This is a genomic window from Neobacillus sp. NPDC093182, assembly GCF_044754045.1.
The window spans coordinates 92,014-117,740 of the sequence record NZ_JBIVOI010000005.1 but is presented as its reverse complement, the minus strand read 5'-3'; the positions used below and the strand labels follow the sequence as shown (position 1 = coordinate 117,740).

Annotated in this window: 26 protein-coding genes and 1 tRNA gene; 1 reads left to right on the top strand and 26 read right to left on the bottom strand. The window is 40.5% G+C overall.

Features of this window, described 5'->3' with window-relative positions:
- Window positions 1–10: 10 nt before the first annotated feature.
- From rnr to ACIQAA_RS11220, 12 genes are all read right to left on the bottom strand, one after another.
- On the bottom strand, window positions 11–2,353 hold the full coding sequence (rnr, locus tag ACIQAA_RS11275) for a ribonuclease R (RefSeq protein WP_402619009.1): 2,343 nt from the start codon (window positions 2,351–2,353) through the stop codon (window positions 11–13).
- A gap of 20 nt (window positions 2,354–2,373) precedes the next feature.
- Window positions 2,374–3,120 carry an alpha/beta hydrolase gene (locus ACIQAA_RS11270; RefSeq protein ID WP_402619536.1) on the bottom strand — a complete coding sequence of 249 codons (747 nt, stop codon included), beginning with the start codon at window positions 3,118–3,120 and terminating at the stop codon, window positions 2,374–2,376.
- Window positions 3,121–3,256: 136 nt separating this feature from the next.
- Complete coding sequence (gene secG / locus ACIQAA_RS11265; protein WP_063252070.1) at window positions 3,257–3,490, bottom strand: preprotein translocase subunit SecG; 234 nt, start codon at window positions 3,488–3,490, stop codon at window positions 3,257–3,259.
- Window positions 3,491–3,724: 234 nt separating this feature from the next.
- Window positions 3,725–5,023 carry a phosphopyruvate hydratase gene (gene eno, locus ACIQAA_RS11260; RefSeq protein WP_307308427.1) on the bottom strand — a complete coding sequence of 433 codons (1,299 nt, stop codon included), beginning with the start codon at window positions 5,021–5,023 and terminating at the stop codon, window positions 3,725–3,727.
- Window positions 5,024–5,050: 27 nt separating this feature from the next.
- The gene (gene gpmI, locus ACIQAA_RS11255) at window positions 5,051–6,583 is read right to left on the bottom strand and encodes a 2,3-bisphosphoglycerate-independent phosphoglycerate mutase (RefSeq protein WP_402619004.1); all 1,533 of its coding nucleotides are present in this window, start codon (window positions 6,581–6,583) and stop codon (window positions 5,051–5,053) included.
- Window positions 6,576–7,337 carry a triose-phosphate isomerase gene (gene tpiA, locus ACIQAA_RS11250; protein ID WP_307308422.1) on the bottom strand — a complete coding sequence of 254 codons (762 nt, stop codon included), beginning with the start codon at window positions 7,335–7,337 and terminating at the stop codon, window positions 6,576–6,578. The genes gpmI and tpiA overlap by 8 nt, the downstream gene beginning before the upstream one ends.
- Window positions 7,338–7,370: 33 nt before the next feature.
- Complete coding sequence (locus ACIQAA_RS11245; RefSeq protein WP_402619001.1) at window positions 7,371–8,555, bottom strand: phosphoglycerate kinase; 1,185 nt, start codon at window positions 8,553–8,555, stop codon at window positions 7,371–7,373.
- Window positions 8,556–8,702: 147 nt separating this feature from the next.
- Complete coding sequence (gene gap, locus ACIQAA_RS11240; protein WP_402618998.1) at window positions 8,703–9,710, bottom strand: type I glyceraldehyde-3-phosphate dehydrogenase; 1,008 nt, start codon at window positions 9,708–9,710, stop codon at window positions 8,703–8,705.
- Between the two features lie 164 nt (window positions 9,711–9,874).
- The gene (locus tag ACIQAA_RS11235) at window positions 9,875–10,897 is read right to left on the bottom strand and encodes a sugar-binding transcriptional regulator (RefSeq protein WP_402618995.1); all 1,023 of its coding nucleotides are present in this window, start codon (window positions 10,895–10,897) and stop codon (window positions 9,875–9,877) included.
- Window positions 10,898–11,030: 133 nt separating this feature from the next.
- Window positions 11,031–11,288, bottom strand: a complete 258-nt coding sequence (locus ACIQAA_RS11230; protein ID WP_402618992.1) for a glutaredoxin family protein — start codon at window positions 11,286–11,288, stop codon at window positions 11,031–11,033.
- Between the two features lie 13 nt (window positions 11,289–11,301).
- A complete protein-coding gene (rpoN, locus tag ACIQAA_RS11225) occupies window positions 11,302–12,627 on the bottom strand; it encodes an RNA polymerase factor sigma-54 (protein ID WP_402618989.1) in 1,326 nt (441 codons plus the stop codon).
- A gap of 265 nt (window positions 12,628–12,892) precedes the next feature.
- Window positions 12,893–12,964 (bottom strand) — tRNA-Arg (locus tag ACIQAA_RS11220).
- A 198-nt stretch (window positions 12,965–13,162) separates the two neighbouring features.
- Here ACIQAA_RS11220 and clpP point away from each other — a divergent pair.
- Window positions 13,163–13,768, top strand: coding sequence for an ATP-dependent Clp endopeptidase proteolytic subunit ClpP (gene clpP / locus ACIQAA_RS11215; protein WP_034674247.1), 606 nt, complete (start codon window positions 13,163–13,165; stop codon window positions 13,766–13,768).
- 44 nt (window positions 13,769–13,812) lie between these two features.
- Here the strand turns inward: clpP and ACIQAA_RS11210 are convergent, their stop codons facing one another.
- The 14 genes from ACIQAA_RS11210 to hisG all read right to left on the bottom strand — a co-directional run bounded on the left by ACIQAA_RS11210 (window position 13,813) and on the right by hisG (window position 25,726).
- The gene (locus ACIQAA_RS11210; RefSeq protein WP_034674249.1) at window positions 13,813–14,070 is read right to left on the bottom strand and encodes an HPr family phosphocarrier protein; all 258 of its coding nucleotides are present in this window, start codon (window positions 14,068–14,070) and stop codon (window positions 13,813–13,815) included.
- Between the two features lie 26 nt (window positions 14,071–14,096).
- Window positions 14,097–15,047: a DNA-binding protein WhiA gene (gene whiA, locus ACIQAA_RS11205; RefSeq protein ID WP_402618985.1), complete on the bottom strand. Its 951-nt coding sequence runs from the start codon at window positions 15,045–15,047 to the stop codon at window positions 14,097–14,099.
- A 41-nt stretch (window positions 15,048–15,088) separates the two neighbouring features.
- Window positions 15,089–16,072, bottom strand: a complete 984-nt coding sequence (locus ACIQAA_RS11200; RefSeq protein WP_402618982.1) for a gluconeogenesis factor YvcK family protein — start codon at window positions 16,070–16,072, stop codon at window positions 15,089–15,091.
- Window positions 16,069–16,962 (bottom strand): RNase adapter RapZ, encoded by an 894-nt coding sequence (gene rapZ, locus ACIQAA_RS11195; RefSeq protein ID WP_402618980.1) that lies wholly within the window; start codon window positions 16,960–16,962, stop codon window positions 16,069–16,071. The genes ACIQAA_RS11200 and rapZ overlap by 4 nt, the downstream gene beginning before the upstream one ends.
- 17 nt (window positions 16,963–16,979) lie before the next feature.
- Window positions 16,980–17,438, bottom strand: a complete 459-nt coding sequence (locus tag ACIQAA_RS11190) for an NUDIX hydrolase (RefSeq protein ID WP_402618977.1) — start codon at window positions 17,436–17,438, stop codon at window positions 16,980–16,982.
- A gap of 341 nt (window positions 17,439–17,779) precedes the next feature.
- On the bottom strand, window positions 17,780–18,730 hold the full coding sequence (gene trxB / locus ACIQAA_RS11185) for a thioredoxin-disulfide reductase (protein ID WP_402618974.1): 951 nt from the start codon (window positions 18,728–18,730) through the stop codon (window positions 17,780–17,782).
- Window positions 18,731–18,824: 94 nt separating this feature from the next.
- The gene (locus tag ACIQAA_RS11180) at window positions 18,825–20,318 is read right to left on the bottom strand and encodes a tetratricopeptide repeat protein (RefSeq protein WP_402618971.1); all 1,494 of its coding nucleotides are present in this window, start codon (window positions 20,316–20,318) and stop codon (window positions 18,825–18,827) included.
- A 168-nt stretch (window positions 20,319–20,486) separates the two neighbouring features.
- Window positions 20,487–21,104 (bottom strand): bifunctional phosphoribosyl-AMP cyclohydrolase/phosphoribosyl-ATP diphosphatase HisIE, encoded by a 618-nt coding sequence (hisIE, locus tag ACIQAA_RS11175; RefSeq protein WP_402618969.1) that lies wholly within the window; start codon window positions 21,102–21,104, stop codon window positions 20,487–20,489.
- Window positions 21,101–21,862 carry an imidazole glycerol phosphate synthase subunit HisF gene (gene hisF, locus ACIQAA_RS11170; RefSeq protein WP_402618966.1) on the bottom strand — a complete coding sequence of 254 codons (762 nt, stop codon included), beginning with the start codon at window positions 21,860–21,862 and terminating at the stop codon, window positions 21,101–21,103. The genes hisIE and hisF overlap by 4 nt, the downstream gene beginning before the upstream one ends.
- The gene (gene hisA, locus ACIQAA_RS11165; RefSeq protein ID WP_402618963.1) at window positions 21,859–22,581 is read right to left on the bottom strand and encodes a 1-(5-phosphoribosyl)-5-[(5-phosphoribosylamino)methylideneamino]imidazole-4-carboxamide isomerase; all 723 of its coding nucleotides are present in this window, start codon (window positions 22,579–22,581) and stop codon (window positions 21,859–21,861) included. Before hisA ends, hisF begins: the two co-directional genes overlap by 4 nt.
- Complete coding sequence (gene hisH, locus ACIQAA_RS11160) at window positions 22,578–23,204, bottom strand: imidazole glycerol phosphate synthase subunit HisH (protein ID WP_402618960.1); 627 nt, start codon at window positions 23,202–23,204, stop codon at window positions 22,578–22,580. Before hisH ends, hisA begins: the two co-directional genes overlap by 4 nt.
- Complete coding sequence (hisB, locus tag ACIQAA_RS11155; protein ID WP_402618957.1) at window positions 23,205–23,792, bottom strand: imidazoleglycerol-phosphate dehydratase HisB; 588 nt, start codon at window positions 23,790–23,792, stop codon at window positions 23,205–23,207.
- A gap of 22 nt (window positions 23,793–23,814) precedes the next feature.
- On the bottom strand, window positions 23,815–25,086 hold the full coding sequence (gene hisD, locus ACIQAA_RS11150; RefSeq protein WP_402618954.1) for a histidinol dehydrogenase: 1,272 nt from the start codon (window positions 25,084–25,086) through the stop codon (window positions 23,815–23,817).
- Window position 25,087: 1 nt separating this feature from the next.
- Complete coding sequence (gene hisG, locus ACIQAA_RS11145; RefSeq protein ID WP_402618951.1) at window positions 25,088–25,726, bottom strand: ATP phosphoribosyltransferase; 639 nt, start codon at window positions 25,724–25,726, stop codon at window positions 25,088–25,090.
- Window position 25,727 lies beyond the last annotated feature (1 nt).

The window sequence follows — 25,727 nt, the reverse complement described above, 5'->3', positions numbered from 1 at the left end:
CTCTCCAAAATTATCTTTTCTTATTTTTCCGCTTAGTGCTTTTATTCTTAGGAACATTATCATAAAACTTTTTTTTCTTTCTCGTACCTGAGCCCTGGCCAGATCCTTCTGACTTTTGCCCGCTACGACCTTCTTGTTTATTACGACGTGGCTTTTTCGTATCGCTGCCTGTTTTAAACACTCTCGGAGTCTCAGAACGCTCGCGACGTGTACCTTTCATACCGACGACTTCAAAGTCGATAGATCGTTCATCCTTATTAACTTTTACAACTCTAACGGTAATTTCATCGCCAATCCGGAATACATTCCCTGTCCGCTCGCCAATCATGGCAAAATGACGCTCGTCGAAACGATAGTAATCGTCTGTCAAATAGCTCACATGGACGAGACCTTCAATGGTATTTGGAAGCTCGACAAACATCCCAAAATTAGTTACAGAGCTAATGATACCATCATACTCTTCCCCAATCTTATCTTCCATATATTCAGCTTTCTTAAGCTCATCCGTTTCACGTTCTGCATCAACAGCCCGGCGCTCCATTTTCGATGAATGCTGCGCGATTTCAGGCAATCTCGCATTCCATTTTTCCCTTGTCGCCTCATCCAGCTTTCCTTCAATTAAATATGTCCGTATTAAACGATGGACAATGGTATCTGGATACCGTCGAATTGGCGATGTGAAATGCGTATAAAACTCTGTTGATAACCCAAAGTGACCCAGGCTTTCAGGATCGTATTTTGCCTGCTGCATGGACCGAAGCATAACGGTCGAAATAACCATCTCTTCCGGCTTCCCTTGAACCTCTTCGATAATTTCCTGCAACGCCCTCGGATGCACATCATTCGCTGTTCCTTTAACGATGTAGCCAAAATTGGTGATAAACTCAAAAAATCTTCTTAGCTTATCTTCTTTTGGATCTTCATGGATTCGATAAATAAACGGTACTTCCATCCAGTGAAAATGCTCTGCCACTGTTTCATTGGCAGCCAACATAAATTCTTCAATTAATCTTTCCGCTACTGAACGTTCGCGAAGCACTACATCAGTCGGTTTACTATCCTCATCGACTAAGACCTTAGATTCTTTAAAATCAAAATCAATGGCTCCTCGCCTCATTCTCTTCTCACGCAATATTTGAGCTAGTTCTTCCATTTGTTCAAACATCGGAACAAGAGATTCATACCGGGTACGTGTTTCTTCGTCTTTATCAACTAATATTTTATTTACATCAAAATAGGTCATTCTCTCGGTTGTTTTAATCACACTTTGAAAAATCTCATGATTAACAACTTGACCTTCCGGATTAATTTCCATATCACATGATAATACTAAACGGTCCACTCTTGGATTAAGCGAACAAATTCCATTGGATAAACGATGTGGAATCATTGGAATAACCCTGTCGACTAAATAAACACTTGTAGCACGTTCTTCTGCCTCAAGGTCAATTGGTGTTCCTTCTTTTACATAATAGCTGACATCTGCAATATGTACGCCAAGCTTATAGTTGCCATTTTCAAGCTTCGTTACAGTTACCGCATCATCAAGGTCTTTCGCGTCAGCTCCGTCTATCGTAACAATCGTTTCATTTCGGAGATCACGGCGGTTCGCCAATTCGCTTTCATCAATCGTATCCGGTGTTTCATTTGCCTGCTTTAATACTTCATCTGGGAATGCCATTGGCAGTCCATGCTTATGAATAACAGAAAGAATATCCACACCCGGGTCATTTTTATGGCCTAGTACAGTGATAACTTCTCCTTCAGCACTTTTACGTCCCTCTGGATAGGTAGTAAGCTTAACCACTACTTTATGGCCTTCTACCGCACCTTTAGATGCTGACTTCGGGATAAAAACATCACTAGCAAATTTTTTATCATCCGGGATAACAAAGCCAAAGCTTTTGCTTTCCACATAGGTACCGACGATTTGCTGCACGCCTCTTTCTAAAATGCGAATAATACTTCCTTCTCTTCGCTGACCAGAAGTCTCGGAAGCAATTCGAGCTAGAACTGTATCACCATGCATGGCATTATTCAGCTCATTTGGCGGTATAAAAATATCATCCATACCCGGTTCATCTGGGATCACAAAGGCAAATCCTTTTGCATGACCTGTCAACTTACCGCGAATAAGATTCATTTTTTGCGGTAAGCCATAACGGTTGCTGCGCGTACGGACAACAAGTCCTTTTTCTTCCATTTGAACGAGCGCTTTTACAAATTCCTTAAAATCGCTTGAATCAGCTATTCCAAATGCTGCTTCTAGCTCTTGTACCGTCAAAGGCTTGTAAGCCTCATCTTTCATATATTGTAATAGTTTATCAACGTGCAGTTGAATATTATCTTCCAATAAAATCCCTCCTCAAAGGATTAGTTTTGCCAATCTAATTTTTCTAAAAAGGCGTAAATATCTTCATGAAGCTGATCACGTTCTTTATCTAACGTAATCACATGTCCCGATTCCTCGTACCATTTAATTTCTTTCTTCACGGACTCAACTTCATTGTATATAATGTTTGCGCTATCTGTGTTTATCATTTTGTCGTGGCGTGCTTGGACGACAAAGGTTGGAGCATAAATCATATCCACATGGTTGCGGACGTCAGAAATTAAAGATTGCAGCGCCTTTAAGGTTTTCATTGGCGATTTAGCAAACTCGTTCATTTCCAATTCAATTTGTTCATCCGTTTTCCCTTCCCGTACTTTATATTCGCGGGCATATTCGAGAATTCCTTGATACATCACTTCTTCACTTTTTATATACATAGGTGCACACATCGGTATAATACCCTTTATAGGTACAGTGTAACCCAATTTCAAAGAAAATACGCCGCCTAGTGACAGTCCCCCAACTGCAATTTCTTCATGGCCTAGGTTTTTTAAGAAATTGTAGCCATTTATAACGTCCTGCCACCAATCTTCTGGACCTGTATGTACGAGCTCTTCTGGCGGAACTCCGTGCCCTTTATAGTGGGGGGCATGACAGGTATATCCCCGTTTTTCTAAAAATCGTCCCAACATCCGAACATCAGCTGAATTACCAGTAAATCCGTGAAGCAATAGAACTGCTCGTTTTCCTCCTTTAAAAGTAAAGGGCTTAGGTGCTGCAATTTTCATCATAAAAACTCCTTCTACTCAAAAAATCCGATACCTTAGTTTAAGCAAACAATTGGGTAACATTCCAGAAAAAAGCCTTCGTTTTTTTTGTACATAAAAAAAACCTGACATAAGCCAGGTTTTTGAGCATTCTTTATTAAACTTCGAAGTATGCAACTAAAACAGCAAGAATAATGAAAAGAACTGCTAATACAACAGTAATACGATGTAAAATTAAATCAAGACCACGTGCTTTTTGCTTACCGAATAATGTTTCTGCACCACCTGAAATGGCACCAGATAATCCAGCACTTTTACCTGATTGCAATAAAACAACTAGAATAAGTCCAATACTCACGATTACTAATAATGTTACAACCAATGCATGCATGTAAGCCACCTCCTGTTAGTTCGTACATTTCACAGTATTTTTAATGTACCATATTCTCACCCTTTTAACAATACCAGTGTTTGTGTCAGCTTTTAGGAGTTTACCTTTTTAACCAATACGGCATTCCATCCCGGTGCTAGTGCATAGACCCAAATCCATTTTTTCAATCAACATACGGCCACTCCAGACAGGAAAAAGGCACCCATTCGTCAATGAGTGCCTTCTCTTAGTTGATTATTTTTTTAGGTTATAGAAAGATTTTAAACCGTTGTATTGTGCTGTTTCACCTAATTGGTCTTCAATGCGAAGTAATTGGTTGTATTTCGCAACACGGTCTGTACGTGAAGGTGCACCTGTTTTGATTTGACCCGCATTTGTTGCAACAGCGATGTCAGCGATTGTGTTATCTTCCGTTTCACCAGAACGGTGAGAAATAACTGCAGTGTAACCAGCACGCTTCGCCATTTCAATTGCGTCAAATGTTTCAGTCAATGTACCGATTTGGTTAACTTTGATAAGGATTGAGTTCCCGATTCCTTTTTCAATACCTTCAGAAAGCTTCTTTGTATTTGTAACGAATAGGTCATCCCCAACTAATTGAACCTTTTTACCAAGACGTTCAGTTAGAAGCTTGTGTCCTTCCCAATCGTTTTCATCCAAACCATCTTCGATTGAGATGATTGGGTATTTGCTTGAAAGCTCTTCGTACCAATCAACCATTTCAGCAGAAGTTTTAACAACACCTTCACCTGCAAGATGGTATTTTCCATCTTCTTTGTTATAGAACTCAGAAGATGCTGCGTCCATTGCTAAGAATACTTCTTCACCAGGCTTGTAGCCAGCTTTTTCGATTGCTTGTACAATCGTTTGAAGTGCTTCTTCGTTAGATCCTAAGTTTGGAGCAAATCCGCCTTCATCTCCAACAGCAGTGTTAAGTCCTTTTTCTTTAAGAACAGACTTTAAGCTGTGGAAAATTTCTGTACCCATACGAAGTGCTTCTCTAAAGTTAGGAGCTCCTACAGGCATAACCATGAATTCTTGAATATCAACGTTGTTATCAGCATGCTCTCCGCCGTTAACAATATTCATCATTGGAACTGGAAGCTGCTTAGAGTTGAATCCGCCAAGGTATTGATATAAAGGAATATCTAAGTAGTTAGCAGCAGCATGAGCTACAGCCATAGAAACACCTAGAATAGCATTGGCGCCTAATTTACCTTTATTTTCAGTTCCATCAAGCTCGATTAAAGCTTGGTCAACAGCAACTTGATCTAAGACGCTGAATTCTTCACCAACAAGATGTGGAGCAATAATTTCGTTCACGTTATCTACGGCTTTTAATACACCTTTACCAAGGTAACGCTCTTTATCACCATCACGAAGTTCAACTGCTTCATATTCACCTGTAGAAGCACCACTTGGAACTAAAGCACGGCCAAAAGCTCCGGATTCAGTAAAAACTTCTACTTCAACTGTTGGGTTACCGCGGGAATCTAATACTTCACGTGCGTATACATCTGCAATAAATGGCATTTAATTTCTCTCCTTTTAATATAAAAATTATTTAATTAACGATTTTCCTGTCATTTCCTCTGGCTGTTGTACACCAAGCAATTTTAACATCGTCGGAGCTAAATCTCCTAAGATTCCGCCTTCTCGCAGCTCCACGTCATTCTTTGTGATAATAACTGGAACTGGATTCGTGGTATGGGCTGTCATTGGCTCGCCTTCAAGAGTCATCACTTCATCTGCGTTACCATGGTCAGCTGTAATAATAGCCGTACCACCTTTTTCAAGAATTAAATCAACGATTTTACCTAAGCATTCATCAACTGTTTCAATTGCCTTAACCGTTGGTTCGAGCATTCCTGAATGTCCAACCATATCAGGGTTAGCAAAGTTTAGGATAATGGCATCAAATTTATCATCTTGAATTTCTTTAAGCAGCGCGTCTGTAACTTCATAAGCACTCATTTCAGGCTGCAGGTCATAGGTTGCAACCTTAGGTGAGTTGATAAGAATGCGCTCTTCTCCAGGGAACTTGTCCTCACGGCCCCCGCTCATAAAGAACATAACATGAGGATATTTTTCGGTTTCGGCAATTCTTAATTGCTTCAATCCGTTTTGCGCTAATACCTCTCCTAATGTGTTATCCAAGTTAGAAGGCTTAAACGCAACGTATCCATTTACCGATTCACTGAAATGTGTTAAACATACGAAGAATAAATCCCTCGGATGTTTCTCTCCACGGTCAAAAGGACGGAAATCTTCGTTTGTGAATACATTAGAAATTTGGATTGCCCGGTCTGGACGGAAATTATAGAAAATGACGGCGTCATTGTCTTTGATTGTCGCAACAGGCTGACCATCTTCCTTTGTGATCACGGATGGAATCACGAATTCATCAAAAATTCCATGCTGGTAGGAATCCTCTACCACGTCTAATGGATTGGTGTAGGCTGGTCCATCACCATAAACCATAGAGCAGTAAGATTTTTCAACGCGATCCCAGCGCTTGTCACGGTCCATTGAATAATAACGTCCAGAGATGGTAGCAAACTCACCAACGCCATACTCATTCATTTTATCCAAAGTTTGTTTAATATATGTTGCCGCTGTTTTCGGACCAACATCACGTCCGTCAAGGAAGCCATGAATATATACCTTTTCTACGCCTTCCTCTTTTGCCATCTTCAATAGGGCAAACATATGGTTAATATGGCTGTGTACGCCTCCATCGGATAATAAACCAAATAAATGCAGGTTTGTTCCATTTTTCTTCACATGGTCCATCGCACTGCAGATGGTTTCATTTTTTACAAATTCACCTTCACGAATGGCGATATTCACACGTGTTAAGCTTTGGTATACAACCCGGCCAGCACCGATATTTAAATGGCCTACTTCGGAGTTGCCCATTTGTCCCTCAGGAAGACCAACTGCTTCACCGGAAGCCGTTAAATGCGAGTGCGGAAACGTACTCCAATACCGATCAAAATTCGGTTTTTTTGCATGATACACTGCATTCCCTTTTTGTTCATCCCTGCATCCAAATCCATCGAGAATGATGAGGGCAACGGGAGACTTACTCATAGCTGCCTGCCTCCAATAGCTGCAGGAATGAACCTGGCTCAAGGCTGGCCCCGCCAACAAGTGCACCGTCTATATCAGGCTGTGCCATGTATTCCTTAATATTTTCTGGTTTTACACTACCGCCATACTGAATTCTCACAGCATTAGCAACTTCTTCATTGAATTGTTGTGAAACCACTTGGCGGATATGAGCACATACTTCATTTGCATCTTGTGCAGTCGAAGATTTGCCTGTTCCAATCGCCCAGATTGGTTCATAAGCAATAACCGTTTGTTTTACTTGCTCATCTGTTAAGCCAGCTAAAGCTTTTTGAATTTGTGAACCAACTAGTTCATTGGTTTCACCGTTTTCACGCTGCTCTAATGTTTCACCGCAGCAAACGATTGGAGTTAAGTTATATTTAAAAGCTGCAAGTGTCTTTTTATTAACACTTTCATCGGTTTCATTAAACATTTCACGACGTTCAGAATGTCCAAGAATCACATATTGAACACCAATTTCAGCTAGAGGTTTTGGACTGATTTCTCCTGTAAAAGCTCCGCTTTCTTCGAAATGCATGTTTTGTGCGCCTATTTTGACATCAGTTCCTTCTGTTTGTTCCACAAGACTTTGTAAAAATAAAGCTGGTGCACAAATAACAGAATCCATTTTTTCATGATGTGGAACAAGACCTTTTACTTCCTCGGCAAAGCTTTTCGCCTCAGCAAATGTCTTATTCATTTTCCAGTTACCTGCAATAATCGGTTTACGCATTGTTACACAACCTTTCAAAATAGAAAGTTCTTATTATTTATCATTTAAAGCTACAACGCCTGGAAGTTCTTTGCCTTCCATGAATTCAAGTGAAGCGCCGCCGCCTGTTGAAATATGGCTCATTTTTTCTGCTAAATTGAATTTTTCTACCGCTGCCGCAGAGTCTCCGCCGCCAATTACTGAATATGTACCTTCTGCTTCTGCAAGTGCTTCAGCAACTGCCTTCGTACCACCAGCAAATTTATCAATTTCGAACACACCCATTGGTCCGTTCCAAATGACTAATTTTGATTTTTTGATTACTTCACGATAGATTTCTCTTGTTTTAGGTCCGATATCAAGTGCTTCCCAATCTGCCGGTATTTCTTCGATTGCTACCTCTTTAGAATTTGCATCCGCAGAGAAATCATCGGCAACGATAGCGTCAACCGGCATATAGAAATTGACACCTTTTTCTTTTGCCTTTTCTATAAAAGAATTCGCTAAGTCAATTTTATCTGCTTCAAGAAGAGATTTACCAATTTCATGACCCTGTGCCTTAATAAAAGTATAAGCAAGGCCGCCGCCAATGATTAGGTTATCAACCTTTTCTAATAGGTTTTCAATAACACCAATCTTGTCCTTAACCTTCGCTCCGCCAATGATTGCGGTAAATGGACGTTCTGGATTTGATAGAGCTTTTCCTAGTACATCAAGCTCTTTCTCCATTAATAGACCAGACACTGCAGGAAGATGGTGAGCAATACCTTCTGTAGAAGCATGTGCTCTATGAGCTGCACCAAATGCGTCATTTACATAGACGTCAGCGAGTTCGGCAAAGGATTTTGCTAATTCTGGATCATTCTTTTCTTCACCTGGGTAAAAACGAACGTTTTCAAGAAGAAGAACATCGCCTGCATTCATAGATTCAATGATAGATTTAACAGAATCACCATATGCTTCATCTGCTTTTTGCACGTTTCTGCCAAGAAGCTCAGAAAGTCTTACACCCACTGGAGTTAAACGCATTTCCTCTACTACTTTACCCTTTGGACGTCCAAAATGGCTCGCTAAGATGACTTTAGCACCTTGCTCGATTAAATATTGAATAGTAGGTACTGCAGCGCGGATTCTTGTTTCATCCGTGATTTTTCCATCCTGCATAGGAACGTTAAAATCAACACGGCAGAAAACGCGTTTTCCTTTTACATCTACATCTTTTAATGTTTTCTTGTTCATGCGAAGCCTCCTAATTAATAAAAAGCTAGTAATAAAACCCTAATTTACATAAAAAAAGGAGGGGGGAATGTTCCCCGCTCCCCTTTGAATACCCTAAATCATTATAGCCTTTTGATGAAGAATTTTCCAACCTCAGCTAACTAAAGATTAAAGTCCTTTTTGAGCGATATATCCAATAAGGTCAACTACACGGCTAGAATAACCAACTTCGTTATCGTACCAAGATAATACTTTTACCATGTTACCTTCAAGAACCATAGTAGATAATGAATCAATTGAAGATGAAGCTGGGCTGCCATTATAGTCTGTAGACACTAATGGAAGTTCGCTGTAGTGTAAGATTCCCTTTAATGGACCTTCAGCAGCTGCTTTTAATGCTGCATTTACTTCATCAGCTGTTACTTCTTTGTCTAATTCAGCAACTAAATCCACGATTGATACGTTTGGAGTTGGTACACGAACAGCCATACCATTTAATTTACCTTTAAGTTCTGGAAGAACTAAAGAAACTGCTTTCGCTGCACCAGTTGATGTAGGAATCATGTTCTCAGCTGCTGCGCGGGCACGACGGTAGTCCTTGTGTGGTAAATCAAGGATTTGTTGGTCATTAGTGTAAGAGTGGATAGTAGTCATCATTCCACGCTTGATTCCGAATTCATCATTTAAAACCTTCGCAAAAGGAGCTAGACAGTTTGTTGTACATGATGCGTTTGATAATACATGGTGGTTTGCCGCATCGTATTGATCTTGGTTAACACCCATTACGATAGTGATATCTTCGTTATCTGCTGGAGCTGAAATGATAACTTTCTTCGCACCTGCTTCAAGGTGTTTTGCCGCGTCTTCACGCTTTGTGAAACGTCCAGTAGATTCAACTACTACTTCAACACCAAGTTCTCCCCAGCCTAATTGAGCTGGATCGCGCTCAGCAATTACTTTTACCTTTTGGTTGCCAACAACTAAATATTCGCCGTCAACGGTAACTTCTTGTTGAAGAGTTCCATGAACAGTATCGTATTTTAAGAGGTGCGCAAGCATATTTGCATCAGTTAAATCGTTAATTGCTACGATTTCCATATCTGCATTATTTAATGCCGCACGGAATACGTTACGGCCGATACGACCAAATCCATTAATACCAACTTTTACTGTCATTTTCATTTCCTCCTTGTATTGAAAAAAGGTTTTTTTATTTAGGCTCTTTTCTTAGAAAAGAGCTTACAAAATAAATTATAAGTACAAAATGACTATTTTCACGTTAAAATCGGCTTTAAGATTTTAACAACTTTCTTAAGAAAACAGCCTTATATAAAAAGGGATTAACCTTTTAATAACTTTCTTGCTGCACCCTCATCGGTAATTAAAATCGTCGAGGCAGGTGCTTTTTTCATATAAGCCTTAATGGCTTTCGCCTTAGAGGCGCCGCCTGCAACAGCAATCACATTTGGAATCTGCGCAAGGTCTTCAAGCTGAAGTCCAATCGTTAAAACTTTGTGGACAATTTCACCTTTTTCATTAAAATAATAGCCGAATGCTTCCCCTGCTGCAGCATTCGCTTCTAGCTTCTGCATAATCTCGGGTTTTGTTTTTCTTCGTTCAGCCATTGTAATAGCATCCCCAATTCCATGAAGAACCATGCTTGCAGATTTAATCAAGTCTAAGACTTCATGAATTTCAGGTTCTTTAATCAGGGATTGATAAATTTCGTTACTAACCTGATCAGGTACGTAGAATACACGGTGCTTCGATTTCGTATTTTTTGACATAATCGAGCTAATCGTATTTGCCTGATTCTGAACATCCTCACCAATACCGCCGCGTGCCGGAACAAAGAGTAATTCCTTTTTGCCAAGCTCGGGTGTAAGTACGTTTGCGACAGCAGCCATCGTTGAGCCGCCAGTTACAGCGATTATATTTTTCCCAGTAAGATATTTTTTCATACAAAAGGCACAGGCCTTACCTAAATCATCTTTTACCATAAGGGATTCATCACTGTTTCCAGGTACAATAATAACTTTTTGAATTTTAAGCCGGTGTTTTAGTTCCAGCTCCATTACGTCAATGCCGATTAATTCTCGGATTAGTCCTTCTAAATCCTCTAGCAAATGCTTCCCTTCAGAAGTTAAACTCATTCCAATATTGTTAATAGAAACAAGATTTTGTTCTTTAAGGAAATCTACCTCACTGCGAAGAACTCTTTCTGTGTACCCAAGGTTGGAAGCAAGACTCCTTCTTCCCACTGGCTGCATAAAACCGATATGTCTGAGGATAGAATATCGTTTATGTAAAACCTGAAGGAGATCAGGTAATAATCTTTTTTGAATATCGATGAGTGATTGCATAACGTCCTGCTCCTTTATTATATGTAACTGGTCACAAAATGTCCACCATAGACAAATTATGTCCCACTTCATCGAAAAAAAATCACCCCTGCTAACAATTTACATTTTAACAGGAGTGTAAATCTATTTCAACTTAAAAGTTTTCCGATTTTTCTTGCAAACGTTTACTTATGTCATTTTTGTTAATAATTCCAAAACCCACTTCTTCTCCGTCAATTTGAACCACTGGAATCATGATTCCGTATAGTTCTGTTAGTTCATCGCTTTCATCAATATCAATTTCTTCTAATGTAAAATTCCAGTCTTCCTTAAGTTCAAGGATGGCCTGTTTTGCTTTTTCACATAGTGAACAGCGTTGCCTTGTATATAAAGTGATTATTGTTTGTGCCATTGTTGGTTTCCTTTCAATCAAACCTTTTTCTTTTAGATGAGGATGGAATTCCTAGTTGGTCCCGATACTTCGCAACTGTTCTTCTAGAAACAACGATGCCCTGACTGATCTTCAGCTTCTCAACGATTTCCTGGTCTGATAGTGGATGTTGTTTATCTTCCCTTTCAATCATCGAAGCGATTTCATTTTTCACCTGACTCGAGGAGGTATTTTCATTTGTCACTGTTTGAATAGTACTGGTGAAGAACGACTTCAACGGGAAAGTACCGATCGGTGTCTGCACGTATTTTTCTTTTACTGCACGGCTGACCGTTGATTCATGGATCTCAAGTTCGCCCGCTACCTCCTTCATGGTCATCGGAACTAAATATTCTTTACCATTTTCAAAGAAACGAGTTTGCTTTTCCACGATTTTACTGACAACCCTCGTTAAAGTTTCCTTCCGTTGCTCAATACTTTTCATGATCCATTGATAATCTTGCACTTTTTCCTGCAAAAAGCGGCATACTTGCGAATCCCTCGTGGTAGTCATTTTTTGATAATAATGATCGTTAAAACTTATTTTGGGAAGAATGTCATCACACAGTCTGACAGAAAATCCATCCCCAAAGCGTTCAACAATGGCATCAGGGATAATGTAGGAGGCATTTTCCTGCTCTAAGATTGCACCTGGTCTTGGATTAAGCTGCTGTACCTTATCAAATATCTCTTGAATTTTCTGTAAGGGTATTTGCAGTTCCTTCGCAAGCTGCTTCCATTTCTTCTCCGCAAATGGGATGAAGTAGTGAGTAAGAATTGTCAGCGCTAAATCATCCTTTAAATTTTCCCGTTCGAGCTGAATTAGCAAGCATTCTTGAAGATCCCTGGCCCCGATTCCAGCTGGTTCCAAGGTTTGAATCACAATAATGCTCTCTTCAACCAGTTCTAAGTGAACTCCTAGTTTATCTGCGATTTCCTTTGGTTCAGAGGTTAAGTATCCGTTTACATCAAGGTTCTCAATCAAGTGCTTAATTATTTTTAATTGGATACTAGAGTATTTGCCAAGATTAAGCTGATTTAGCAGCTGTTCTTCTATAGAAGATGACTTTGCTGCAATTTGCTCAATCCAATCGTTTTCTGTAGTTTTCGTATGTTTCCGCCGATTACGGTCGATTAATGGGTTAATCGGCTGAATATGGTTATTCTCAACCTGGAGCAGGGGATTTTCAAGTGCTTTGTTTTCTAAAAATGCTGAAAGCTCTTGTGCCGAATATTGTAAGAGCGCAATGGCTTGGGTCAATTCCTGCGTCATAGCTAATTTCAATGATTGTTGCTGCCATAAACCTGCTTTTAAATCCATTTCATAACCCCCCTTTCCCTATTTTACAGGATAAAACAGTTTTGGTGAATGGAAAAAATCTGAGTAAATTGACTTTATTTTTGATCCTCATTTCATTTTTTTAAGTTCTTTTCGATTAGGTGCTATTGGAGGCTGTTGGGCCCAGCCACGATCATCCAATACTACTTTCCAGGTATTTCCTTTCCTTTGTGTTTTATTCATGGTTCAAATTCCTAAACATAAAAAATGCCCCCACGCTTTAAAGCGTGAGGGCATTTTTTATTGACGCGCTCGGAGGGAATCGAACCCCCATTTTAAGAACCGGAATCTTACGTGCTATCCGTTGCACCACGAGCGCATATATGCGACTTTAATATTATATGCTAATTTATGAAACTTTGCAAGCTAGATAGGTTTAAAAAAACTCTCAGTGGTTAGAATTGTATAGGGAAAGTTGTCGAACAAATATGAAGGCGAATTGTTTGACCTTAATTGACCATCAGTGTATCATTAACTATACATATTAAAATCTTTCATACTTAAAGGAGGAAGAAACATGAATTTGATTCCTACAGTTATTGAACAAACAAACCGCGGGGAAAGAGCATATGACATCTATTCTCGTCTTTTAAAAGACCGCATTATTATGCTTGGCAGTGGTATTGACGATCATGTGGCTAATAGCATTGTAGCACAATTACTCTTCCTAGAAGCAGAAAACCCAGAAAAAGATATATCCATCTATATTAACAGCCCTGGCGGCAGTATTACTGCTGGAATGGCCATTTATGACACCATGCAGTTCATTAAGCCTGATGTTCAAACGATTTGTATCGGTATGGCCGCTTCAATGGGCGCTTTCTTACTTGCAGCAGGTACAAAAGGTAAGCGTTATGCGTTGCCAAATGCTGAAGTAATGATCCATCAGCCATTAGGCGGAGCACAAGGGCAGGCAACTGAGATTGAAATTGCAGCTAAGCGTATTCTATTCCTTCGTGAAAAATTGAATGGAATCTTAGCAGAGCGCACTGGCCAGCCACTAGAAGTGATCCAAAAGGACACTGATCGCGATAACTTTATGACAGCAGAAAGAGCAAAAGAATACGGCCTCGTTGACCATATCATCACAAGAAGCCTTAAAGAAGATAAAAAAGATAAGTAATAGTAAAAAGAGTTTGACCAATTTCAGGTCAAACTCTTTTTATTTTAATGTTCATTTTGGACAAATGTAGACAGTGCATCAATTGCTTTTTCTTCATCATCGCCGTCCGCAACAATATTAACTAAAACTCCTGAGCCGACAGCTAAGCTCATAAGACCCATAATACTTTTCGCATTTACCTTTTTACCATCTTTCTCTAAAAAAATATCTGCTGAAAAACGGTTTGCTTCCTGAACAAATAATGCTGCTGGTCGTGCTTGAAGACCCGTTTTCAATTTAACTTCCACTTGTTTCTCTACCATTACAAAATCCTCCTTATGTTCTTCCTCTATTTTCTTGAAGCTAAATCACCAATCCGTAATTTTTCCGCAATTTCATCTATTTTTCTTAACCGATGATTAATTCCCGATTTACTAATTGTACCTCCGGCAACCATCTCCCCTAGTTCTTTTAGGGTTACATCCGTATAGTGGAGCCGGAGTTCAGCAATTTCTCTTAACTTTTCGGGTAAAATATGCAATCCAACCGTGTCGTTAATATAGCGAATATTTTCAACCTGCCGGATGGAAGCGCCAATTGTCTTATTTAAGTTCGCAGTTTCACAATTAACCAAACGATTAACGGAATTTCGCATATCTCTTACAATCCGCACATCTTCAAAACGAAGAAGTGCATTGACGGCACCAATAATATTTAAATACTCGGTAATCTTTTCTGCTTCTTTTAAGTAAGTAATGTAGCCTTTTTTTCGCTCAAGTGTCTTGCTGTTAAGTCCAAATTTATTCATTAATTCACACAAGGACTCGTTATGTTCCTTGTAGAGTGAAGCAATTTCCAAATGATAAGATGAAGTTTCCGGATTATTAACGGAGCCTCCAGCAAGAAACGCCCCACGTAAATAAGAACGTTTACAACATTTCTTTTTCACAAGATCACTAGCTATGTCATGGATGAAGGTAAATCCTTCACCAAGGATTTTCATATCCTCTAGTATTTCCTTAGCTTGCTGAGACAAACGGACAATATAAACATTGTTCTTTTTTAATCTCATTTTCTTCCGAACAAGCAGCTCCACTGGAACATCATAGCTTTTTTTAATTAACGTATAAATCCTTCTCGCAATCGCTGCATTTTCAGTCTGGATATCAACTATTAACTTTCGGTTAGAAAAGGACATGGAACCATTCATTCGAATAAGTGCGGAGAGCTCCGCCTGCGTGCAGCATGGCTTTATTTCCAAATTCGTTAATTCTTTTTTCGTTTCCGAAGCGAAAGACATCCCTTCACCCCCTTTTGCCCTTTTTGCACGGGCATTAGTATTTACGCTTCATATCGCCGTTTGGTTTCACTTAAAAGTAAATTATATAAAATTTTTGCCACTTTTTTCGGATCATGCCGCAGTGCCCCATTTTCCTGGATGGCAATGTCCGCATGAACCACTTCAAGTCCAAGTTCAAATATGCGCTCCAAATCATAATTGACAGGATCAGCCAGCTCTTCATTGTAGCGGAGCTGAATGTCTTCAGGAATTTCTTTATCGTTCACAAGAATGGTATCCATAAAAGCACATGACATATGATCATAAATGGCTTTTACATGGTCACTTGCTGTGTATCCGTGGGTTTCACCCGCTTGTGTCATTAAATTACATATATACACCTTTTTCGCATGTGAGCGGCAAACTTCTTCACCTAATCGCGGTACAAGCAGATTAGGCAGAATACTCGTATATAAACTTCCAGGTCCTATAATAATTAGATCCGCTTGTCTAATGGCTTGTATGGATTCTGGCAAAGGAGTGATAACCTCTGGTGTTAGAAAAACTTTTTTTATTTTTTTACCCGAGTAAGGGATTTTCGATTCACCAGATACTACTGTCCCATCCTCCATTTCCGCATGAAGCACAACACTTTGGTTGGCTGCAGGCAAAACCTTACCGCGAACATTTAATACCTTACTCATTTCTTGAATCGCGTGAACAAAGTTCCCGGTAATCGATGTCATCGCTGCCAAAATCAAATTACCAAGCGAATGTCCCGATAATTCATTGGAGGTCTTAAAACGATGTTGAAACATCTCTTCCACAAGCGGTTCAACATCCGATAGTGCAGCTAACACATTTCTTATATCCCCAGGCGGTGGGATTTGCAGGTCGTCACGGAGCCTTCCTGAACTGCCGCCATCATCAGCAACCGTCACAATGGCGGTAATATCAACTGGATACTGTTTTAATCCTCGTAATAAAACCGGCAATCCTGTTCCTCCGCCAATGATGACGATTCTTGGCTGTCCTAACTCCCTCATGTTGTCTGTTCCTTTCTCCTCTCAATGTCACGGTGTGAAACCAGTGTCTTGTAATCATTTTCAAAGTATTTAGCAAGATATTCTGCCAAAGTGACGGAGCGGTGCTGCCCTCCGGTACAACCGATTGCAATCACAAGCTGCGCTTTTCCTTCCCGCTTATAATGCGGAAGCATAAAGCTTAGCAAGTCTGTAACCTTCTCTATGAATTTATGCGTTTCATTCCATTTTAAAACATAGCTTGAAACCTCTTGATCCAATCCTGTCTTTGGCCTCATGTGATCGATATAGTGAGGATTTGGCAGGAAGCGTACATCAAAAACAAGGTCGGCATCGATTGGAATTCCATGCTTAAATCCAAATGACATGACATTGACAGTAAAAATTGATTTTTTATTCGTAGTAAATTCCGTTATAATCTTTTCGCGTAATTCGCGCGGTTTCATTTGTGAAGTGTTATAAATAAGCTGGGCTCTGCCTTTTAATTCATCAAGAAGCTCCCGTTCCAATTTGATTCCTTCTAATGGCAAACCTGATTGTGCCAGCGGATGAAATCTTCTTGTTTCTTTATATCTTCGCACCAAAGTAGCATCGTCAGCATCTAAGAATAAGATTTGCGGGCTTACCCATGAAGTTTCTGCAAGGTCATCAAGCGCTTTAAACAAATGATCAAAGAACTCTCTTCCCCTTAGGTCCATAACTAATGCCACTTTATTCATTTTATTCCCAGATTCCTTCATAAGTTCAAGAAATTTTGGCAGTAGCGTCGGCGGCAGATTATCCACACAGAAAAAACCTAAATCCTCTAAACTCTGGATAGCAACCGTTTTTCCTGCTCCAGACATCCCCGTAATAATGACCATTTGTGTTTCATTTGTTGATCCGGTACTCATCATTTTTCCCCCTCATATTAACTTGGATCTAATCGATAACTGATTAGCTGGAAATCCTTGGTATAAGTAAAAGTACCGTAAATAATCCCGTTTCCATGAATCATGTAATCGATAATATGATAGTCTCCCGCCGCCATTGGCAGGTTTTTAAGTTGATCAAGCTGCTGCCATTCAAGCTTACCTTCATCCGATTCGTCGAAGCGCATCCCATCAGAATCCGTTGCAAAAAAGGTAAACATCATCCATTCGGATAGAACTTGGTCATTTTCTTTCATAATGAATGTAAAAATCCCCTTCAACTGCGGGTTTTTCAAGTAGATTCCGGTTTCCTCCCGGTACTCACGGATACAGGAATCTCTTACTGACTCTCCAGGCTCCATTTTGCCGCCTGGTGCTACCCACCAGCCACGGCGCGGTTTTTTTAACATTAATACTTGATTGTCTCTAATTAATACACAATTAGTGACTCGCTGCACAACAAACACCCTCTAACAAGAACAGCGGAAGCCCCTAATGCTGGAGCTTAGACCATTCTCAAAGTTAAATATGTCTTTCTCATCTATATAACAAGCTCATAGTAGTAAAATAGCGTATATTTATTCTTTTTATTATACTCCTTTTGGTAAGCGGTCACAATGAAATCGGATTTCTTTCTTCTGTTAAAAATATGTAAAAAAATAGCACAGGCATTTTCAGCCTGTGCACCAAGTGAATATTTTAAAGGGGGTCAATTCTTATAATCATAATACCTTATTAATATTTCACCACTGTTACAAGAGAATTAAAACCGGGTTACGTTTATGAAGAAATTGTAAATTTACTTCTTAATTTTCAATTCTTCTTTCAGTTCCTCTACATAGTGCTGGGCACTTTGTGCAGCGATACTGCCATCACCAGTAGCGGTAACAATTTGTCTTAATGTTTTCTCACGAATATCGCCGGCAGCAAAAATTCCCGGCACTTTTGTTTCCATTTGCTCGTTTGTTTCAATATAGCCATTTTCATTGGTAATCCCTAGATTTGTAAAAGGTTTTGAAAGTGGGATCATTCCAATATAAATGAATACACCGTCTGCTGGCAGCTCTTGTTCTTCTCCAGTTTGAGTAGAAACAAGTGTGACGCTTCCCACTTTTCCTTCTTTATCATTTATCGATTTAATCGTGTGATTCCAAATGAAATCTACTTTTTCATTGGCAAAGGCACGGTCTTGAAGGATTTTCTGTGCACGAAGCTCATCACGGCGATGTACAATCGTTACCTTAGAAGCGAAACGAGTTAAATAAACACCTTCCTCAACCGCAGAATCCCCGCCGCCAATGACAAACAATTCTTTTTGCTTAAAAAACGCTCCATCACAAACTGCACAATAGGATACACCACGGCCGCTAAGTTCCTTCTCGCCAGGTACCCCTACTTTCTTATATTCAGCACCAGCTGAAATAATAACCGAATAGGCTTTGTATTGCTTTGAGCCAGCAACAACGGTTTTCACATCACCATTATCGATAATTTCTTTTATGTCACCATATGCATATTCAGCACCAAACTTTTTCGCATGCTCAAACATTTTCGTAGATAAATCAGGTCCTAGGATACTTTCAAAGCCAGGATAGTTTTCAACATCCTCCGTGTTAGCCATTTGACCACCCGGCATACCACGTTCAATCATTAGTGTAGAAAGATTCGCACGAGATGTATAAACAGCAGCCGTCATCCCAGCAGGACCAGCACCAGCAATAATCACATCATAAATTTTTTCCTCAGACATATGGTTTTCACTCCTTATATATAAAAAAAACGATTAAGTTTAGTATTACCTACTTAATCGTATTAAACAATTGCTATATAGTCCAAAAATCTGCTCAATTTAGATGTTTAGTCACTAACTTTACATATTTGCCAATGGTTGCTGGTGAGATATCGTAGCGTTTGGCAATTTCTTGCTGTGATACCTTTTCATTGCTTGCCTTATACCAGACATATTCCATTGCGCCTGCCCAAGCCCGTTTGTTATTCAAGTTAATCTCAGACTTAGACAATTCAACAAACACGGAAAACCACATTAAATATAGACCTGATTCAACCGTTCCGATTGGCTGATGTTTTTCATAAAGAACCTCGGCAATTTCCTGTGCGTCGACAATCGCTGAAGGAGTTCCCGATTTTATTAATGAGACATAATTTTTTTCCAAAGCTGTAAGCTTTTGATTTTGATAAAAACGTTTGGAAGTAGAAATTTCATCTATTTTTCCAGAGATAGAAGCTAGGAATACAGCAAATAACCGCTCTTCCAAGTAATCACTTTCTAGTTTTTGAAAAATAGAACCCGAGTGATCTTCAAACCCATTTGCAATCGGCTTTTCCACATTCCATGGTTCAAACCCCTCTTTATCTGGAGTATGCTCAAGGACCATTTTCCAAATGCTTTGTGCAAAGTTCTCATGGCCAGTATGATAAGCGGAATAGGACAGCCAATAATAAAAAGGACCGTCACCTTCAAAACCTTTTTTATACAGCTTTTTCAGCCAGTAGTATGCCGACTCATACTCACCAATTAGCGCAAAGGTTGCGCCTAGCTTAAATTGATGGTCAATGAGCATAGGCTGAATTTTCTTTAACGAATCCATTAAACGTGCGACAGCTTTCGTCTTACCTTGGTAATGGGCAAATACGAGCCGATTACACAATGCGTGCAGATTTCCAGGATTTCTTTCTAACACATCATCAAGAATCGATTCTGCCTTTTTTGTTTTTCCTAAATAAAAATAAGCGAGAGCTAAGTTATTATAGGCAGACCAGTATTCCGGATATGCTTCCACAACGTCATTCAACAGTTCGATGGCTTTCGGAAAATACCCTGATTCCAATAAGTCACGAGCCTGTTCCTGCTTTATGATCAGATCGTCCTGTTCATAAAGCTCATCTTCTAAACCCTCCGCCTCGAACGAAAGAAGCTCTAGAAGGTCGTGTGTATCTTCATTAAAATCCCCATTTGGGTCCAATTCCAAATACATATTTGCATGATGATACGCATCTTTAAAGAAACCCATATGCGCATAATTATTTGCTAAAAAATAATGACATTCTGCCATTTCTTCGTCAAGATCTTCAAGGATTAAATGCAAGAGTCGATTAGAATTTTCGAACTCACCAAGTTCTGTTGAAACTATGGCAAGCTGACAGGTTATCATCGGTTCACCCGGCTCCAGCTGCATCGCCCGTTGAAGATATTTTTTAGCTTTTTTAAAATCACGGCGATGGTATGCCTTAATACCCTTCGTGAAATAATATTCCCCAGTCGGAACAAATGACAGGATCTTTCCCTTTTGAATTCTTGCTTTCGAGTCTTTAACCATCGAGACCTCCATCTATACAATAAACTAACTTATGTAGTATACCACAACCAAAGCCCGTACGAGAAGGCTTAGAACCAATTCCAGCACATTGGAAGATATTCCAAATATGCAAAAACACGCTGCATAACAGCGTGTTTTTGCATATTTGGTGACAGGCACCAAAGGTTTTTATCGTTTGTGTCTTTCTTCTAATGTTTGAAGTACTTCTTTAAACGGAAGGCCTTGTTCGACCAATAGTACTTGCAGGTGGTAGAGGAGGTCGGCGGCTTCCCATTTTAGTTCTTCTTTGTCGCGGTTTTTGGCGGCGATGATGACTTCTGAGGCCTCTTCACCGACTTTTTTCAAGATTTTATCTACGCCTTTTTCAAATAGATAGGTAGTATACGCCCCTTCTGGACGCTCTTTTTCCCGTTCGATAATCAACTTCTCTAATGACTGCAAAATCTGGTAGTCTGCAAGACTAGAGACAGTTCTTTCCGTCACAACACCCTCTGTGAAGCAGCTAACGGCTCCTGTATGGCAAGCAGGTCCCTTTGGCTCAACGAGCACAAGGACTGCGTCCTGGTCACAGTCATACTTCACACTTACGACAGACTGAGTGTTCCCGCTTGTCGCGCCTTTATGCCAAAGCTCCTGACGAGAACGGCTGTAAAACCATGTTTCCCCGGTTTCCAGCGTCTTTGTCAGAGATTCCTGATTCATATACGCTAATGTTAATACCTCTTTTGTTTCTACATCCTGGACAATTGCAGGTACAAGCCCTTTTTCATCAAAACGAATGTTCATCGCACCGTCACTCCTCTCTCTAGCAAATAACTTTTTACTTCATGGACGGAAGTTTCTTTATAGTGAAAGATTGAAGCTGCGAGCGCCGCATCGGCTTTTCCATCTACAAATGCATCCTTAAAATGACCGGCGTTTCCGGCACCGCCTGAAGCAATCACTGGAATCGTCACGGCTTCACTTACCGCTGCAGTCAGCTTGAGGTCAAAGCCGCTTTTTTCGCCATCGCTATCCATACTTGTCAGCAAAATTTCTCCTGCTCCTAGTCGTGCTGCTTCCTTTGCCCACTCAATCACCTTACGATCCGTTGGTGTCCTGCCGCCATGTGTATAAACACGCCATGTTCCAAGTTCTTCATCATATTTCGCGTCAATAGCTACGACAATACATTGTGTTCCAAAGTAGCCTGCTCCCTCAGAAATAAGTTCAGGATTCATTACCGCTGCCGTATTTAATGATACCTTATCGGCTCCAGCACGAAGAATTCGTTTCATATCCTCTAAAGAATTAATCCCGCCCCCAACAGTAAAAGGGATGGCAAGCTCCGAAGCAACAGACTTAACCACTTCAACCATCGTTTTTCGGCCATCAACAGATGCAGAAATATCAAGGAAGACGAGTTCATCCGCTCCTTGTTCGTCATAAAATCTAGCCAATTCTACAGGGTCTCCGGCATCCCGAAGCTGTACAAACTGAATACCTTTCACAACTCTTCCTTCTTTTACATCAAGGCAAGGAATGATTCGTTTTGTCAGTGTCATTTTCTCACCTCATCCAGCGCTTCCTTCAATGTAAAACGGTTCTCGTAAAGAGCCTTTCCGACAATGGCTCCTTTAACCCCTTCTGCATGTAAAGCACGCAAATCCGCTAAACTGCTTACGCCGCCAGAGGCGATGACGGTTTTTCCTGTCACTTCATCCATTTCACATACAGCAGCAATATTAGGTCCGGAAAGCGTCCCATCTGTAGCAATATCGGTAAAAATAAAGGTCTCCGCACCTGCCTCAGCAAAGCGTTTACTCAGTTCCACTGCTTTCACTTCTGAGGTATTCAGCCAGCCATGGGTAGCCACATAGCCATTTTTCGCATCGATTCCTACAACAATTTGCTTCCCATACTTCTGAATCATATCAATCGCAAATTCTGGATTTGAAACAGCAATACTCCCAATAATCACGCGAGTAATTCCATTATCCAAATAATGAAGAATGTCCGCCTCAGAACGAATCCCCCCGCCAATCTGGATTTTTGACTTTAACTGTTTCGCAGCCTCAATAACATAGCGATCATTGACCCTTTTGCCATCCTTAGCACCGTCTAGGTCAACCATATGAATCCATTCTGCCCCATCCGCTGCAAACGCTCGAGCCATGTCAAAAGGTGAATCACCATAAATGGTTTCCTTATCATAATCACCTTGGAGGAGGCGTACGCAATTCCCGCCGCGCATATCAATCGCTGGATATAATGTCAGTGTCATCGTACAGCCTTCCTTTCTTCAACCAATTTCAAAAAATTATTCAACAGTGCCATTCCAAGCTTGCTGCTTTTTTCAGGATGAAATTGCATTCCAAATATATTATCTTTGCCAACAACAGCAGAAACTTCTTCCTGATAATTGGCTTTTGCCAGTAAAACCTCTGAGTTTTCTGCACTTACATAGTAAGAATGAACAAAATAAACATAATCTTCTTCTAACCCTTTTAACAACGGAGATGAATTTACAAATTCAAGTTTATTCCAGCCCATATGTGGTACCTTGTATGTTTCGCCTTCCGCATTTGTACCAGAAAAACGCCGCACATGACCAGGCAATAAGCCGAGGCCTTTCGTAAATCCATTCTCATCACTATCTTCAAATAATAGCTGCATACCAAGACATATCCCAAGAAGTGGTTTCCCACTTGCTGCAAACTCCTTTATGGTGTCTGCCTGTAAAACTTCCATTGCATCCCGGAAAGAGCCAACACCCGGGAGCAGTAAGGCATCTGCACGCAGGAGCTCCTCCTTGTCACCTGATATAAAATAAGCCGCATTCAACCGTTCAAGGGCTTTACTTACGCTAAACAGATTGCCCATACCATAATCGACAATACCAATCATCTATAACATCCCTTTCGTTGACGGAACTCCTTTGATGCGAGGGTCAATTGTTGTTGCTTCGTCAAGCGCTCTGCCTAGTGCTTTAAAAACAGCCTCAATCATATGGTGCGTATTGTGTCCGTAATGAACAATGACATGAAGGTTCATACGCGCCTCGAGAGCAAGCTTCCATAAAAATTCATGAACAAGCTCCGTATCGAACGTACCCACCTTAGCACTCGGGAACGCTGCTCTCATTTCAAGGTGCGGCCGATTGCTTAAGTCGACAACTACCTGCGCTAAAGCTTCATCCATCGGTACAAAGGCATTTCCATAACGTTTAATCCCTCTTTTATCGCCAAGTGCTTCTCGCAATGCCTGTCCTAAAACAATTCCGATATCCTCCGTAGTATGATGATCATCTACCTCAATATCCCCTTTTGCATCTACCGTGAGGTTAAATTGTCCATGTTTCGTGAATAAATCGAGCATATGGCTCATGAAAGGAACCCCTGTTTCAAGTTCAGACTTTCCTTCGCCATCAATATCTAGTGATAAACTGATTTGAGTTTCATTTGTTTTTCGTTCAAGCTTCGAGTATCTTTCCACGGAAGGGCCCCCTAGCAATAAATTATTGATTTTTAAGCCTTAACTCAACTGCACGCGCATGGGCCTCAAGACCTTCCATACGGGCAAATTTTGCAATTTTTTCTCCATTATCTTTTAACGCTTTTTCACTGTATATAATCACACTTGATTTCTTTTGAAAATCATCCACATTCAACGGACTTGAAAATCGTGCAGTCCCATTGGTTGGCAGGACATGATTCGGTCCCGCAAAATAATCGCCTACTGGCTCTGAACTATAACGTCCGATAAAAATAGCACCAGCGTGCCGGATTTTTCCAAGCAGCTCGATACCATTCTCGGTTAAGATTTCAAGGTGCTCCGGTGCCAGCTGATTAACAGTTTCTACCGCTTCTTCTATAGAAGAAGTCACGTAGATAACACCAAAATCCTCAATCGACCGAGAGGCAATATCCTTTCTCGGCAATATAGCCAGTTGCTTTTCGACTTCCACAGCCACCTCTTCTGCTAATTTCATTGAAGGGGTAACAAGTACACTGCAAGCACGCGGGTCGTGTTCTGCCTGCGATAACAAGTCAGCAGCGATCTCGTCGGCACGAGCAGATTCATCGGCAATGATTGCTATTTCACTTGGACCCGCAATCATATCGATATCCACATCACCGAAAACCTCTCGCTTTGCTAACGCTACAAAGATATTTCCAGGGCCTGTAATTTTATCAACAGATGCAATTGATTCTGTACCGTATGCTAAAGCACCAATGGCCTGTGCTCCGCCAACCTTATAGATTTCTTCCACACCTGCTTCTTTCGCTGCAACAAGTACAGCTGCTGGAAGAATTCCCTCGCTGTCAGGTGGTGATACCATCACAATTCGTTTAACGCCCGCCACTTTTGCAGGAATAACATTCATAAGTACCGAGGAAGGATAGGCCGCTGTTCCTCCAGGGACATACACACCTACGGAATCAAGCGGTGTTATTTTTTGACCGAGAATACTGCCATTTTCCTCGGTCGTCATCCATGAAGGGCGCAATTGTTTTTCATGAAAACTTCTAATATTGTCAGCTGCTTCTCGAACGATAGAGATAAACTCAGAGTCAACTTTCCCATAGGCTTCATTTATTTCACTTTCCGTAACCAAAAACGAATCTAACTTTACACGGTCAAATTTTTCAGTGTAATTACGCAAGGCGTTGTCACCTGAGGAGCGAATGTCCGAAATGATATTTTTAACGACGGCTAATTGTTCAGTGGTACCCGACTCAATTGACCGTTTTATAGAGATTAGGTCGTTCACTTTTACAATTTTCATACTATTTTACCTCCAAGGAGACAACGGTGCTTAACCTTGTAACCAATTCGTTAATGCGTTGATCTTTAATCCGGTAACTAACAGGATTAACGATAAGCCTTGATGTAACATCTTTAATTCTTTCATATTCAACTAGCCCATTTTCAACCAGTGTTCTTCCGGTCGAAACAATGTCAACGATTCGGTCCGCTAATCCAATTAATGGCGCTAACTCGATCGATCCATTCAATTTAATGATTTCAACCTGTTCACCTTGCTCGCGGAAATAAGCAGCAGCCACATTAGGATATTTCGTTGCCACTTTTGGTGCAACATCGTTCATTTTTGTCCCAGGCAGGCCGGCAACAGCCAGGTAGCAGGCACTGATTCTTAAATCTAGCAGTTCGTATACATCTCGTTCTTCTTCAAGTAATACGTCCTTACCGGCAATCCCGACATCCGCAACCCCATGCTCAACGTATGTAGCGACATCCATAGGCTTTGCTAGTATGAAACGTATGTCCTCCGCTTCAACATCAAGGATTAATTTTCGCGAATCATCGAATTCGGGAGGCAGGTTGTAGCCTGCTTTCCGGAGTAACTCTAGAGCTTCTTCAAAAATTCTCCCCTTTGGCATCGCAATCGTTAATTTCGTATTCATC